The organism is Siphonobacter sp. SORGH_AS_0500, assembly GCF_031453245.1.
GTDB lineage: Bacteria > Bacteroidota > Bacteroidia > Cytophagales > Spirosomataceae > Siphonobacter.
On sequence record NZ_JAVIYT010000001.1, the window covers coordinates 939564 to 955006 of the forward strand.

The 15443-nt window shown below is 45.6% G+C and carries 11 protein-coding genes and 1 pseudogene; 9 read left to right on the plus strand and 3 right to left on the minus strand.

The window, feature by feature from the left end; genetic code table 11:
- Positions 1–124: 124 nt before the first annotated feature.
- Positions 125–1141 carry a pyruvate dehydrogenase (acetyl-transferring) E1 component subunit alpha gene (gene pdhA / locus QE357_RS03955; protein ID WP_106635082.1) on the plus strand — a complete coding sequence of 339 codons (1017 nt, stop codon included), beginning with the start codon at positions 125–127 and terminating at the stop codon, positions 1139–1141.
- 145 nt (positions 1142–1286) lie between these two features.
- On the opposite strand, the gene glpK is transcribed toward pdhA, so the two are convergent.
- The 3 genes from glpK to QE357_RS03970 form a co-directional block, all read right to left on the minus strand.
- Entirely contained in the window at positions 1287–2783 is a 1497-nt protein-coding gene (gene glpK, locus QE357_RS03960) for a glycerol kinase GlpK (protein WP_309711309.1), read from the minus strand.
- A gap of 68 nt (positions 2784–2851) precedes the next feature.
- Positions 2852–3568 (minus strand): MIP/aquaporin family protein, encoded by a 717-nt coding sequence (locus tag QE357_RS03965; RefSeq protein ID WP_106635083.1) that lies wholly within the window; start codon positions 3566–3568, stop codon positions 2852–2854.
- A gap of 121 nt (positions 3569–3689) precedes the next feature.
- Complete coding sequence (locus QE357_RS03970; protein ID WP_309706022.1) at positions 3690–4844, minus strand: DUF748 domain-containing protein; 1155 nt, start codon at positions 4842–4844, stop codon at positions 3690–3692.
- A gap of 128 nt (positions 4845–4972) precedes the next feature.
- Here QE357_RS03970 and QE357_RS03975 point away from each other — a divergent pair, with 128 nt between their 5' ends.
- The 8 genes and pseudogenes from QE357_RS03975 to QE357_RS04010 all read left to right on the plus strand — a co-directional run bounded on the left by QE357_RS03975 (position 4973) and on the right by QE357_RS04010 (position 15147).
- A complete protein-coding gene (locus tag QE357_RS03975; RefSeq protein ID WP_106635085.1) occupies positions 4973–5875 on the plus strand; it encodes an AraC family transcriptional regulator in 903 nt (300 codons plus the stop codon).
- 87 nt (positions 5876–5962) lie between these two features.
- Entirely contained in the window at positions 5963–6793 is an 831-nt protein-coding gene (locus tag QE357_RS03980; RefSeq protein ID WP_309706025.1) for an SDR family NAD(P)-dependent oxidoreductase, read from the plus strand.
- Between the two features lie 4 nt (positions 6794–6797).
- Positions 6798–7628 (plus strand): SDR family oxidoreductase, encoded by an 831-nt coding sequence (locus QE357_RS03985; RefSeq protein WP_309706027.1) that lies wholly within the window; start codon positions 6798–6800, stop codon positions 7626–7628.
- Between the two features lie 483 nt (positions 7629–8111).
- Positions 8112–8513, plus strand: a complete 402-nt coding sequence (locus tag QE357_RS03990; RefSeq protein WP_309706031.1) for a hypothetical protein — start codon at positions 8112–8114, stop codon at positions 8511–8513.
- Between the two features lie 165 nt (positions 8514–8678).
- On the plus strand, positions 8679–9761 hold the full coding sequence (locus QE357_RS03995; RefSeq protein ID WP_106635088.1) for an efflux RND transporter periplasmic adaptor subunit: 1083 nt from the start codon (positions 8679–8681) through the stop codon (positions 9759–9761).
- Between the two features lie 25 nt (positions 9762–9786).
- On the plus strand, positions 9787–12954 hold the full coding sequence (locus QE357_RS04000) for an efflux RND transporter permease subunit (protein WP_106635089.1): 3168 nt from the start codon (positions 9787–9789) through the stop codon (positions 12952–12954).
- A pseudogene (locus QE357_RS04005) lies at positions 12947–14384 on the plus strand (TolC family protein). The gene QE357_RS04000 and the pseudogene QE357_RS04005 overlap by 8 nt, the downstream one beginning before the upstream one ends.
- A gap of 190 nt (positions 14385–14574) precedes the next feature.
- Positions 14575–15147, plus strand: coding sequence for a hypothetical protein (locus QE357_RS04010; RefSeq protein WP_106635090.1), 573 nt, complete (start codon positions 14575–14577; stop codon positions 15145–15147).
- The last annotated feature ends 296 nt before the right edge of the window (positions 15148–15443 follow it).

A 15443-nucleotide genomic window follows, 5' to 3' on the forward strand; every position in this document is an offset into this window, starting at 1 on the left:
GTTTTGACGATTGCAGGCTAATTTCGCCGAAAGTTTTGTACCAGGTTTTCCAAATTCGTGCCTTTGGCCGGAGAAAAAGTTCGGAAAATCAGACGTTATTTCCACTCTTCTAATCCCGCGTGTAATGGCCACAAAAGAAAAAGCCAAAGCGAAGGTAAAATACCCGAAAGAAACCTACCTCTATTGGTTTGAAAATATGATGCTTCAACGGCGTTTTGAAGAAAAAGCCGGTCAGCTCTATGGACAACAAAAAATCCGTGGTTTTTGCCACTTGTACATTGGTCAGGAAGCCTGTTCCGTAGGTTCAGTATCTGCTTTGACGAAAGATGACAAATGGATCACCGCCTACCGTGACCACGGTTTTCCTTTGGCTTTAGGAACGAGCCCCAATGCCATCATGGCCGAATTGTACGGCAAAGCTACGGGTACGACTAAAGGAAAAGGCGGTTCGATGCACATTTTTGACAAAGAAGTAAACTTTGTTGGCGGTCACGGAATCGTAGGTGCTCAGATTCCCCTGGGTGCTGGTATCGCCTTTGCTGAGAAATACCTGAAAACGAAAAACCTGTGTATCTGTTTCTTCGGAGATGGTGCCGTTCGTCAGGGTGCTTTGCACGAAGCCTTTAACATGGCCATGACCTGGAAACTGCCCGTTATCTTCGTGGTAGAAAACAACGGTTACGCGATGGGTACTTCGGTAGCTCGTACGTCAAACGTAACGGATCTGTACACGATTGGTGAAGCGTATGACATGCCTTCAGAGCCAGTAGATGGGATGAGCGTTGAAGCCGTTCACGAAGCGGTTAGCCGTGCGGCAGAGCGTGCTCGTGCCGGTGAAGGCCCTACCTTCCTGGAATTCAAGACGTATCGTTATCGTGGTCACTCGATGTCTGATCCTCAGAAATACCGGACGAAAGAAGAAGTAGAAGAATACAAACGCCGTGACCCTATTGAGTGGACCCGGGCAACGATTCTTGAAAACGGTTTCGCAACGGAAGAAGAGCTGACTGCGATTGAAGATAAAGTAAAAGAGCAGGTAGCTGAATCCGTGAAGTTTGCGGAAGAATCTCCCTGGCCAGATCCAAGCGAAGCGTACAAAGACGTGTACGTTCAGGAGGATTACCCATTCATTCAGGAATAGTTATTCGTTGTTGGTTGAGGGTTGTTCGTAATAACTTACCGTTACCAACTAATAGCAAAGCGGGGTACTGATTATCAGTTTTGATAGTCAGTACCCCGTTTCCTTTATTCTAATATTCTAACAACTAATAACCAACAACTTAAAACTATTCTTCCCAACCAAATGAACGCCGCACGGCTTTTCGCCAGCTTCGGTACATGGAGTTCCGTTTGGCTCGGGGCATTTGGGGTTTCCAGGTTTTTTCGATGCCCCAGTTTTGGCGTAAATCGTCCAAATCTTTCCAGTAACCCACCGCCAGTCCGGCAGCGTAGGCGGCACCTAAAGCCGTGGTTTCAATCATTTTTGGACGTACAACGGGTACATTTAATAAGTCTGACTGGAACTGCATGAGTAATTCATTGACCGTCATGCCGCCGTCGGCCCGTAACTCGGATAACCGAATTCCAGCGTCTTTTTCCATCGCTTCCAGAATTTCCAGCGTTTGAAAAGCAGTAGCTTCCAGAGCGGCTCGACCTAAATGCCCTTTCGTAACAAATCGGGTTAACCCTGCCACCACGCCCCGGGCATCACTTCGCCAATAGGGAGCATACATGCCAGAAAAAGCAGGGACAAAGTAGCAGCCGCCATTGTCTTCCACGGTTCGGGCCAGAGCTTCAATATCCGAGCTTTTTTCAATGAGACCCAGGTTATCTCTCAGCCACTGAACCAATGCTCCAGCAATAGCCACTGAACCTTCCAGGGCATATTGAACGGATTGATTCCCTAATTGATACGCAACGGTCGTGATGAGTCCATGCGTCGATTGGGTTAGAGCATCGCCGGTATTTAATAACATGAAACACCCGGTGCCGTAGGTATTCTTCGCTTCACCCGGACGAAAACAGGTTTGTCCAACCAAGGCTGCCTGCTGGTCACCCAGAATTCCGGCTATCGGTACGCCTTCCAGCACCCCTTTTGCTTTTGCATACACTTCCGAAGATGAGCGGATCTCGGGTAACATTTTTCGGGGAATACCGAAGGTTTCCAGTAACGAATCATCCCATTTCAGCGTCCGTAAATCCATAAGCTGCGTACGGCTGGCATTGGTTACATCGGTAATATGTTTGGCATTTTTGTTACCTCCCGTCAGTTGCCAGATGACATACGTGTCCATCGTGCCAAAAAGGACTTCGCCCTTAATCGCGTCTTTTTCAAGCGTAGCCACATGCTTCAATAACCATTTGATTTTTAAGCTGCTGAAATAAGTAGCCAGGGGTAAGCCCGTCTTTTCCCGAAAGCGATCGGGCCCGCCGTCGGTGGCCAGTTCGTTCACTAATGAACTCGTTCGGGTATCCTGCCAGACAATGGCATTGTAATAAGGTTTCCCCGTAAATTTATTCCAGACGACGGTCGTTTCGCGTTGATTGGTAATGCCGACGGCGGTTAAACTTTTAGTCGTCAGTTTAGCCTTTGCCAGGGCTTCTTTAATCACTTCCTGCGTATTCGCCCAGATTTCATCGGGGTTATGTTCCACCCAGCCGGGTTGGGGGTAGTATTGGGTATGTTCTTTCTGGGCCATGGAAATAATCTCGCCCTTTTTATCGAAAATGATGAAACGAGTACTCGTCGTACCCTGATCTATGGAGCCAATGTACATCTTCAGTTTGTAGTTTTCGGTTTACGGGTTTCAGGGAAGGCTCGGCAGCGTAAGAAGCCGGGAGCCACGCTGAATTAATGAAAAGCCATGAATAACAGACTTCCCGCCACGCCGCCCAGTAGAGGAGCCACGACGGGAATCCAGGCGTAGGACCAATCGGAAGAACCTTTGCCGGGAATCGGTAATAAGGCGTGAGCAATCCGCGGAGCCAGGTCCCGGGCTGGGCTCATGGCATAACCCGTTGGGCCGCCTAATGACAATCCGATGCTCCAGACTAATAAACCCACGAGATAAGGTCCTAAACCAATGGCTAGTTCACCCGCCCCGGAAATAGAACTAACGCCCAGAATTAATAAGGCTGTGGCAATGAACTCTGAAATGAAGTTACCCGCTGGTTTGCGGACGGCAGGACTCGTAGCAAAAACAGCTAGTTTGAGGCCTGGATCATTTGTTTCAGACCAGTGTGGAAGGTAGTGCAGCCAGACCAGAACGGCTCCCAGAAAAGCCCCAATCATCTGAGCTAACCAGTAGGAAAGCACGTTGGAATAATCGTGATTGGAAACGGCGAAGGCTAGCGTAACCGCCGGGTTCAGATGAGCATCTGCACTTCCAAAGGCTTTGGCTACGAAAATTCCAAGCATCACGGCAAAACCCCAGCCTGCTGTAATGACAATCCAGCCGCTGTTTTCGCCTTTGGAGTGTTTCAAAAGAACGTTCGCTACAACGCCATCGCCCAACAAAATCAACACAAGTGTGCCGACTAATTCACCCCAAAACGGAGAAGGTTGCATAGGTAGACTTAGAGTAATTATTTGAATATTTTCTTGTACAAATAAAAGTATTTGTAAGAATCAGACAAGAAAACACCTAATAAATAACTCTATCACTCTACCTATGCATCATGCATCAAGGTTAATCCTTTTTCTTTTTATCTTTTTTATCGTCCTTACTGCCAAAGACTTTTTCTAGAAAGGTCTTCTTTTCTTCTTTTCGGGTACCCACCGTTCCTAAACTAACTTCATGATCCAGTGAAGGTTGAATGGCCCGGATGAAGGCATTTTGCAAAATATTTCCAATCACGAACCAGACATTGGTTTCCGGTTCCTTGATATCGCCTTCAAAGGGAATCTTTGTGGCTAATTGATCTTTTCGCTGGTTTTTAAAAATCTGGGCAACGCCTCCGGCAATACCCTCCCAGATTTTCTGCAAAAGGGTGTCGTGCCGGTCTTCAGGGCCTAGCACTTTCAGGTTAGTAATGAGGGGCTTCACATAACCGTCAAAACGACCATTTTTCGCCGCCGCCTCAGAGTAAAGCCCAAAGCTTCCGCGGTTAATATCGACACTAGCGTAAGCCTTAAAAAAGTCATTCAGCTTAACCAGATTGGTGTTTTTTACTTCAGCATTGACGTCAAAAGTAGGCCGGGGACTCATCGGGTTTAACCGGGCATTGATGGTCAGAGTGCCCTCGTACACATCGGCTTGAGCGGTAACGGTGGCGGGCAGTACGCTCGTAGAATCGTAGCTGTTTCGCAAATTGAGAGCCAGCAGATGGGCATTGGTAAGGGCAATGTCTACTTTAGGGCTGGAATGTTCATCGATGTAAGCAATACGACCGTTATTAATTTCCACCCGGTTTACATCCAGTGGCATAAAGTTATTCAACAGGGTACGGAAATCGCTGGAGTCTTTCTGCACCTGATTCGGCTCAACCTTATTTTTCGTAAAACGTAACGTAGGCGAGTCAAAAACCAGCTCACCCACAATTCCACCTTTGAAAAGAGCCTTCCATTCTACTGAAAGATCAATCATTTTTGCCCCAAAAAATGCCGTTTGCTGCTGCGAAGCTGAATCATACTTATTAAGATATACGCTGTCAATTTTATAAGCTCCCCGTAACAAAGCCAGATCAATGTCTTTGATGTGGCCGCGGTAACCATCCATGGTAGCCAGCGTTTTATTGGCGTAATGCAGAATGACATAGGGCAGAGCCAGCCGAATCACAACGAACAGAGCTAGTACGGCGAGAACAATCCGCCAGGTTTTCTTTTTCCGGGAAGTGGTTTTCATAAAGCTAAGGTTGTTGGAAGGTTTTTAATGTAGAAAAATCAATGCCAAACAGGGAGGTTACCTGACTAGTGCTTGCCATCAAGTAGTAAGAATACAGAAATTTCGTTTGATTTTTGTAAGTTTGTTTTATGGAAAAGACGGAAAGCGTTCAGGATTTTTATTATCATAAATTCAATCAACTACCCCATAATTTTCAGCCCAGCGTGGGTCACTTCAATGTCTTCCGGCTGGAAGATTGTTTTCGGCCTGAAAGTACGCCCATCCATTACAGTCGACGAGAGTTTTATAAAATTTTGCTAATTCGGGGTCGAAACCTGTATCATTATGCGGACAAGAGTATCGAAATTTCCGGTACGACCTTAATGTTTTTCAATCCCCAGGTGCCTTATACTTGGGAGGCTCTTTCCGAAGAGCGAACGGGTTATTTCTGTATTTTCACGGATTCCTTTTATACGGAAAGGTACCGAGGGAATATCGGTGAAATGCCGATGTTTACTCCCGCCGGAAAACCCGCTTACGTGCTTACTGAAGAACAGGATCGGCAGGTTTCTGCTTTATATGATAAGATGCTGGATGAAATGGCTGGTGATTACCAGTATAAATACGATCTCTTGCAGAGCTATACGATGGAGTTGATTCACACGGCTCTGAAGATGCAGCCAACGCAGACGATTTATAAGCATGCTGACGCGAACACGCGAATCACGACTGTTTTTACGGAGTTACTGGAACGCCAGTTCCCGATTGAAACACCCGTACAACGATTTACCATGCGTTCGGCCAGCGACTTTGCAGACCAGCTTTCCATGCACGTCAATCACCTGAACCGGGCCGTTCGGCAGACAACCGGTATGACCACTTCTTCCGTAATCGCTCAGCGAGTATTGAACGAAGCCAAAGCTTTACTCAAGCATACCGACTGGAATATTTCTGAAATCAGCTACAGTCTGGGTTTCGAAGAAGCAACGCATTTCAATAATTTTTTCAAGAAACACACCCAGCAAAGCCCAACCGTTTTTAGAACTGTTTGATTTTTGTAATCATTCGTTTGTTCTACGTAAAGTCCAGCCATTAGCCTGATTCTACCTTTGTGTCAACCAAAAAAGGTAGAAAAAGCTATGAAAAAAGTATGGTTTATTACCGGAGCATCCAAAGGCTTAGGGCTGGCTCTGGTTAAAAAATTACTGGCAGAAGGCCACTCGGTCGCTGCTACTTCCCGCTCGTTTGACAGCCTAGTGCAGGCGGTAGGAGCGTCTTCTTCTTCATTTTTACCCCTTCAGGTGGACCTTACCAGCGAAAGTTCGGTTCAGCAAGCCATTACGCAAACACACCAGACTTTTGGAAAACTCGACGTGATCCTTAATAATGCGGGTTATGGGATTGGTGGGAGCATTGAAGAGCTCAGCGATGCGGAGACACGGACGAGTTTTGATGTTAATGTTTTCGCTACGCTGAACGTCATTCGTAAGGCTATGCCCCTGCTGCGGGAGCAGCGTTCCGGTCACATCATTAATATTGCTTCCATCGCTGGCTTTTCGGCCAATACGGGTTGGGCTATTTATGCCGCCAGCAAGTTTGCGGTGGTTGGTTTTTCAGAAGTATTAGCCGAAGACGTTCGGGAGTTGGGTATCAAAGTAACCGTGCTGGAGCCGGGAGCGTTCCGCACCAGTTTTCTTACCGAAGAATCCCTGGTATTCGCCCAGGAGCAGATTGCTGATTATCAATCCATCCGGGATTCTCATGATAAATATCGCCACATGAACGGCACCCAAATAGGAGATCCTGATCGGGCCGCGGAGGTTATTCTTTCCCTGACTACGATGGAAAATCCGCCCGTTCGCCTTTTCATGGGAAGTGATGCCTACAAACGGGCTACGCAAAAAGTGAACCTGCTTCAACGGGAGTTAGAAGAGTTTAAAGCAATTTCTTATTCAACTGATTTTCAATAAATAAATGAAAAATATATGGTTTGTGACGGGAGCCTCCAAGGGTTTGGGTCTCTCGCTGGTTAAAAAATTATTGGCTCAGGGATATGCTGTGGCTGCCACTTCGCGTAATAAAAAATCATTGCAGGAAGCAGTGAGTGAAACGGACCAGTTTCTGGCTTTGGAAATGGATCTTTCGAGTGAAGCTTCCGTACAACAGGCGGTGAACCAGACGCTAGAGAAATTTGGTCGTATAGACGTAGTAGTGAATAATGCAGGCTACGGCCAAATCGGAAGTCTGGAAGAGTTAAGCGATACCGAGTCCAGAGACAATTTTGAGGTAAATGTCTTTGGTTTGCTGAATGTGATTCGGGCTACCATGCCCCATTTAAGAGCCCAGCAGTCGGGGCGTTACTATAATATTTCTTCCATTGGTGGTTTCTCAGGGGCTTTCCCTGGTTGGGGGATTTATTGTGCAACGAAGTTTGCTGTACAGGGGCTTTCCGAGTCTTTTGCGGCTGAATCTGAAGCTTTTGGTGTGAAGGTGACCATTGTTAGCCCCGGTTACTTCCGTACAGATTTCCTGACCGATAACTCCCTAGGCTTACCCAAACAGCCCATTGAAGCCTATCAGGCCGTTCGGACTTCACAGCAGATGCATCGCGAACAGATCAATCAAGCCCAGCCCGGTGATCCGGAAAAAGCGGTTCAGGTATTAATTGATTTATCTCAGGTAGAGAATCCTCCATTACACCTGTTCTTAGGAGAAGATGCATACACGACCGCTGAGACTAAAATTCAGAACGTTCAAAAAGATATGGCAGACTGGAGAAGCGTAGCGACATCAACTGGATTTTAATGATATTAAATTAGATTTAAAAAGGTTATGCTTAGAAATAAGCATAACCTTTTTGCTTTACGATTGAAATAACTTTTAAAAATACTTTATGTAAATCATTTACAGTCAATTGGTTAATTCAAGTAATCCATTTTTTGAATGTATGGATTTGACCTATAAAGCCCACAAACGTCATTGGTAAAGAGGTTGAATATCATTAAGAAAATGGATCATTTTAATTCCATTTTAATCTGTATTCAAGATGGATTTTATGTGATGCGTCTACTTTTGAAGTACAAAGGGAGTAGATGTAACAGTTAAGTTTCTGATTATCAGTGTTATAGGTAATTGGTTAGAGGTCTGTTATTAGATAGGTTTTAAATTATCTTCTTTTTGTTACATAATGATTATAAATGCTTTTTAATCTCAGTCATTAACGGTTAGAAAAGTGTTTTAATAACGGGTGTCCTGCTTAATTCAGGTTCTTTTTAATCAACGATGAAGGTGCTAATTCGATTCTTGTTATCGCTAAGTTTTATCCTTCTAAATGGATACAGTTACTCCTACGCTTCGTCGTATGAGAATCCTATTCATTATTCCCCCGTCCAGATTAAAAAGTCAGTTAAAGAAGTTTCTGTAAACGAAGGATCCTTACTAATCAAAACCATTCCATTCACGGCTGAAGAAGCTACGGATTCAATTGAAACTGCTGAAAGGAAGGTTGAAGAAGAGGAGCTCAAATCCTTGGAGAAAAGCCTGGAAGTAAGCCAGTATTTCTCCAGTTTCTACGATGCCTTAACGTCCGTATATGATCATCGTTACGTTAATCATCCTTATTCTTTCTACACAAAATCCTCAGGTACATCCGCTAATAAATACATCGTTTTGCGGGTGCTTCGCTTATGATTCAAGAAGCAGTCATTTGTGTTTAAATGGCTGATTATAAATAGATTAATCATTGATTTTAAGTCTGGCTACCAAGTTTAAGTGGGCCGGATCCCATTACCCTTTTCCTACTTAATATCCATTTCGAAAACCGTATTGCTCCCTAAAAGCAAAACCGCTCCCGCTATGAAGAGAATTCTCATGCTGATGAGCTTGTCTGGCCTGTTCTACCTAACAAGCTGTGAATCAAAACACGAAGAAAAGGAAGAAGAGACCAAGTATCTGGTCACCAGTCCTGCTCAAATGGACACCTTAATTACACAGAATTATGTGTGTCAAATCCACTCCATTAGTCACATCGAATTAAGAGCTCAGGAGCGAGGTTACCTTCAGAACATTTACGTAGACGAGGGTAAGTTCGTGAAGAAAGGCCAGCTGTTGTTCCGTATCATGCCTAACATCTATCAGGCTGAAATGGAAAAAGCTCAGGCTGAGGCAAAAGCCGCTGAGATCGAAGTGGAAAATACCAGACCACTGGCGGAGAAAAACGTCGTTGCTAAAAACGAACTGGCGATGGCCAATGCCAAACTGGAAAAAGCCAAAGCCGAACTTTCCTTAGCTAAAGTACACCTTCAGTTTACCGAAATCCGGGCTCCTTTTGATGGCATTATCGACCGTTTTCAGGTTCGGTTAGGAAGCTTGGTGGATGAAGGTCAGTTATTAACCACTCTTTCTGATAACCGTCAGCTCTGGGTTTACTTCAACGTTCCAGAAGCTGAGTATCTGAACTTTAAGGCTCATAATCAAACAGATGATAAAATGAAAGTTCATCTGTTGATGGCTAATAACGAGCTTTTCCCACACGTAGGGGTGGTTGAAACCATTGAAGCGGACTTCAATAACGAAACGGGTAACATTGCTTTCCGGGCTACCTTCCCCAACCCTAAAGGTCTGTTACGTCACGGTGAAACGGGTAATATTCAAATGACCGTTCCCCTGAAAAACGCCCTTATTATTCCGCAGAAAGCCACCTTCGAGGTGCTTGAAAAACGCTACGTTTTCGTAGTTGGAAAAGATAATAAAGTACACACTCGGGAAATCAATATCGCCGCTGAAATGCCGGACTTATACGTCGTAAGAGACGGTTTGAAGGCGGACGAGAAAATTCTATTAGAAGGTATTCGGAAAGTGAAAGATGGTGACAAGATCACCTTCGATTACGAAGACCCCAAAGCGGTAATTCCGAAACTGAAAGTGTATTCCGAGTAGTACAAGCCTTTAAAAGAGCAAGAACATGTTTAAACAGTTCATTCATAGACCAGTACTTGCTATTGTTATATCGTTGGTAATCGTATTTACGGGTATCCTTGCGATCAATAGCTTGCCTATTTCCCAATTCCCTGAAATTTCACCGCCAATGGTTATCGTTCGGGCTTCTTATCCCGGAGCGAGTGCCAAAGTATTAACGGAATCCGTACTGATTCCAATGGAACAGGCCATTAACGGCGTTCCTGGTATGAAATACATGACTTCCGATGCCACCAGTGCGGGGGAAGCTAACATTCAGGTAGTTTTTAACCTAGGAACTAACCCTGACCAGGCGGTTTTGAACATCAATACCCGTATTGCTCAGGTTCTGAACCGTTTGCCCGTTCTGGTTCAACGGGAAGGGGTAATTGTAAACCGGATTGTTCCGAACATGTTGATGTACGTCAACTTGTACAGTAAAGATCCGCACGCCGACATGAAGTTCCTCTTCAACTTTGCCGGGGTGAACATGATTCCCGAATTACAGCGTCTGAACGGGATCGGACAGGCGAGTATCCTCGGTAGCCGTCAGTACGCCATGCGTATCTGGCTGAAACCCGACCGGATGCGGGCCTATAATATTTCGGCTGAAGAAGTGATGGATGCTCTGGATGAGCAGAGTGTGATTGGATCACCCGGTCGTTTGGGCCGAAGTGATGGAAAACGGGCCGAAGCACTCGAGTACGTATTGACCTATCAGGGTCGCTTTAACGAAGTAGAGCAATATAAGAACGTAATCGTACGGGCTAACCCTAACGGTGAAATTCTGTATCTGAAAGACGTAGCCAACGTAGAGTTAGGTAGTGAGTATTACGATATTTACTCGAACCTGAATGGCTATCCTTCCGCCGCTATCGTGCTCAAGCAGACCTACGGTAGTAATGCGAGTGATGTAATTAAGGAAGTAAAAGCTAAGCTGGACGAACTGAAAAAATCATCCTTCCCTCCCGGAATGGATTATAAAATCAGCTATGACGTATCTAACTTCCTGGATGCTTCCATTGAAAACGTAATCCATACCCTGCGGGATGCCTTTATTCTGGTAGCTCTCGTGGTGTTCATCTTCCTTGGGGACTGGCGTTCAACGCTCATTCCAACCATTGCCGTTCCGGTATCGCTGGTTGGGGCCTTTATGTTCATGCAGCTCTTCGGGCTGACCATTAACATGATTACGCTTTTCGCCCTGGTATTAGCGATTGGTATCGTAGTCGATGATGCGATTGTGGTGGTGGAGGCCGTTCACGCCAAGATGGAGGAAGAGCACTTATCGCCCTATAAAGCGGTGAAAAAAGTACTTAACGAAATCAGCGGGGCCGTAATCGCCATTACCTTATTGATGACGGCGGTGTTTATTCCCGTAGCCTTCATGTCGGGTCCGGTGGGTATCTTCTACCGTCAGTTCTCGATTACCATGGCTACGTCTATCGTACTTTCTGGTCTGGTGGCCTTAACACTGACGCCAGTGCTTTGTGCGATGATCCTGAAAAATAATCACGGTAAGCCTCGGAAGAAAACCATCCTTAATCGTGGTCTGGATGCTTTTAACCGTGGTTTCGATAAACTAACGGGTAAGTACACCGGTCTGCTTCGACTGATTGTCAATCGTCGGGTGATCACCTTCGGTATTTTGTTAGCTTTTGGTGCCGGTATTTTCGGTATCAGTACAACACTCCCTTCTGGCTTTATTCCGAGCGAAGATCAGGGGATGATTTATGCGATTATTCAAACGCCTCCAGGTTCTACGCTGGAACGGACGAATGACATTGGTCGCAAATTGCAGGCAATTGCCGAAAAAGTTGAAGGAATCGAATCGGTATCAGCACTAGCAGGTTATGAGGTATTAACGGAAGGTCGTGGTTCTAACGCCGGTACCTGTTTGATTAACCTTAAACCCTGGTCGGAACGCAAGCAGACGGTAAACGAGATCATTTACGAACTTGAAGAAAAAGCGAAGGTAATCCCTGGAGCGACCATCGAGTTCTTCGATCCCCCAGCCGTTCCTGGATACGGTGCTGCGGGTGGGTTCTCGCTGCAATTGTTAGATAAAACGAACTCTGGCGATTATCAGCAGCTTCAGAAAGTGAGTAACGACTTTATGGCGGAGCTGAAAAAACGTAAAGAACTGACGGGTCTGTTCACCTTCTTCAGTGCGAACTATCCCCAGTACGAACTGGAAATTGATAACAAACTAGCCATGCAGAAAGGCGTCTCGATTGGCAAAGCCATGAACACGCTGTCCATCCTGATTGGTAGTTCGTATGAATTAGGTTTCATCAAGTTCCAGCGTTTCTTTAAGGTGTTCGTGCAGGCTGGTCCAGAATATCGCCGCTTACCCGACGATCTGATGCAGCTCTACGTGAAAAACAACCGCGATGAAATGGTGCCTTTCTCGGCATTCATGAAGATCAAGAAAACTCAGGGAGCCAACGAGATTAACCGCTATAACATGTACACAACTGCGGCCTTCCGGGGTGCTCCAGCGAAGGGATATAGTAGTGGTGAGGCCATTAAAGTGATTCAGGAAGTAGCGGCAAAAACGCTGCCCCGGGGATTTGACATTGATTGGGCAGGTCTATCCAAAGATGAGGTGGTTCGTGGAAATGAGGCGGTAGTCATCTTCCTGATTGTATTAGCCTTCGTTTACATGGTATTGGCAGCTCAGTACGAAAGCTTTATCCTGCCGCTGGCCGTTATTTTCTCACTGCCCGCCGGGATTTTCGGATCCTTCCTGTTAATCAAAACGATGGGTCTGGCCAATGACATCTATGCTCAGGTAGGTTTGGTCATGCTGGTAGGTCTGTTAGGTAAGAACGCCGTGTTGATTGTAGAGTTCGCCGTCCAGCGACACGAGCAGGGAGTAAGCGTCTTTGAAGCCGCCATTGAAGGAGCAAAAGAACGTTTCCGCCCCATTTTGATGACCTCTTTCGCGTTCATCGCTGGTCTGATCCCTCTGGTTATCGCTACCGGTCCTGGTGCCATCGGTAACCGTACGATTGGATCTTCAGCTCTGGGAGGTATGCTTTTCGGGACCGTATTCGGAGTAATCATTGTGCCCGGCTTGTATTACATCTTCGGCAGTATTGCCGCTAAGCGTAAACTCATCAAGCATGAAGACGAAAATCCCCTCACTGAAGAAATTGAACATCATGGTTAAAAATAGAATTGTTCAGTACGTAGGGATTACGCTGTTCACCTTACTGTACACAACGGCCTGTAAAGTACCTTCGCTGGTACCAAAAACCGAGAATAGAAAAACCCCTGCGAGTTATAACAACTCGCAGGACAGTACCAACACTGCTCAGTTGAAGTGGAAGGAATTCTATAACGATCCTTACCTGACGGCCCTGATTGACACCGCCCTGCATAATAACCAGGAGTTAAATATGGTGTTGCAGGAGATTGAAATTTCCCGGAATGAAATCAGAGTCAGAAGAGGGGAGTACTTACCTTTCGTTGGCTTGAAAGCCGGAGTAGGTGTGGATAAAGTGGCCCGTTATACCAACATCGGAGCAATGGAAGCGACTACGGAAATGAAGCCTGGTCGTGCCATGCCTGATCCGGTGCCTGACTTCCTGGGAGGAGCGTATGCTCGCTGGGAAATTGACATCTGGAATAAGCTGCATAATGCTCAAAAAAGCCGCAGTGAATCGGTATCTGGCGACGGTTGAAGGTAAAAACTTCGTCATTACTTCCCTGGTTGCTGAAATTGCCAACTCCTATTTTGAGTTGCTGGCTCTCGATAACCAGTTAGCGATCCTGAAGCAGAACATCGACATTCAGACCAACGCTCTGGAAATTGTTCGCTTGCAGAAGCAGGCTACGCGGGTAACGGAATTAGCCGTTCGTCGATTTGAAGCTCAGGTATTAAATACACGCAGTTTGCAGTATAAAATTCAGCAACAAATCACTGAAACAGAAAACCGGATTAACTTCCTGCTGGCTCGTTATCCTCAGCCAATTCCCCGTAACGATGATAGCTTCAATCGCTTAACTCCTCAGGCCATTCAGGCGGGTTTGCCTTCGCAGTTATTAGCCAATCGCCCCGACATCAAACGGGCGGAACAGGAACTGGCGGCAGCCAAACTGGATGTACAGGTAGCGAAAGCTCAGTTTTACCCCTCGTTGGGAATCAGTGCGGCTTTGGGTTACCGGGCGTTCAATCCGGCCTATCTGATTAAAACGCCCGAGTCAATTCTGTATTCGCTGGCGGGTGAATTGGTAGGGCCATTGGTAAACCGGAATGCGATCAAAGCAACCTACGCCAATGCGAACGCAAAACAGATTCAGGCCGTTTATAACTACGAGAAAACCATTTTGAACGCCTACTTTGAAGTAGCCAATCAGATGGCAAAAATCGGTAACCTGGAGCAGAGTTACAGTTTGCAGGAAAGAGAAGTGGAAGCTCTGACGCAGTCAACGGCCATTTCCAATGATCTGTTTCAGGCCGCTCGTGCCGATTACATGGAGGTGTTATTAACCCAACGCGATGCCCTGGAATCGAAGTTTGAATTGATTGAAACCAAAAAGCAGCAACTGAACGCCATGGTAAATATTTACCAGGCTCTAGGCGGTGGCTGGAATTAGGTTTGTTTAGAAATAGTTTCCCAAATGCCCTGCTGAGAAGCAGGGCATTTTTTATTTATAATCAAAACAATAGCTTTCTGTCGTGACTCAGTAATGCTACCTGAGATCGCCTCAGCGATGCATAGCTGCCAATTATTCTATTACAGGGAATGAAGGGTTATCTTTGAGTGATCAACATAACGTATTACTCGTGAAGTTACTTTGTTTATTACCCCTTGCCTTCCTAGCAGCCTTAGTGGCCTGCACGCCTACGAAAGAAGAAGTCTGTTCAAAGATTGATGAAGCCATTCGGGCCAACATGGAGGATATCGCCGAAACCTATCAGCTTTCCCTGGCTATTTTTGATATCAAGACCGTCGCTTTCGATACGATCAATGAAAACCAACTCGACCGCATGCGATTGGCTACGAATGAAGTGTATACTAAGGTATTCTGGAATAAATACCAGGATCAAAAAGAGAGGATCGAAGAAAAGCTTAATGAAGTAGAAGCCGATCAGAAAAGGGGGGTACAGCCTACGGCTGCTCATAAAATAGAGATGGAAGACGCGGCCAAGCGAATGATTATTCTTTACGACTCTCTGAAACATTACCTAACGATAGATTCCACCCTGCAGGCCCGCATTAAAACGCGGCAGGACACCAGCAAAACGTATTTGTATAGCAGAACCTACAACAAGTATAGGCTCGGAGGAAAGTTAACTATGGATACGAGTCGGTATGTGATTGATGAAAAATATAACGTGGTTCGGTTGATGAATTAAAAAAGAGGAGTGAGTTTAAAGGAAACTAAAATATAGAAGGCAAAAGGATGCCTGAATAGGTATGGTTAACTAATTCAAAAAGATCTGGTAAGCGACACGCCCACATGTAAAGGTTGAAGAAATGTAAGCTGTTGCGATTGTTGGGTAGCATCAATTTTAGTAAACTGAATTTTTTTTACGTTTGTTAGATTATTCGCAAACGTTTCGATATTCCATTTTTTCAAGTAGTTAGGCATCCAGTTGATTCTAAAATCAACCATACTTACCATGGTAGTATGTGGGCTGTTCTTCCAACT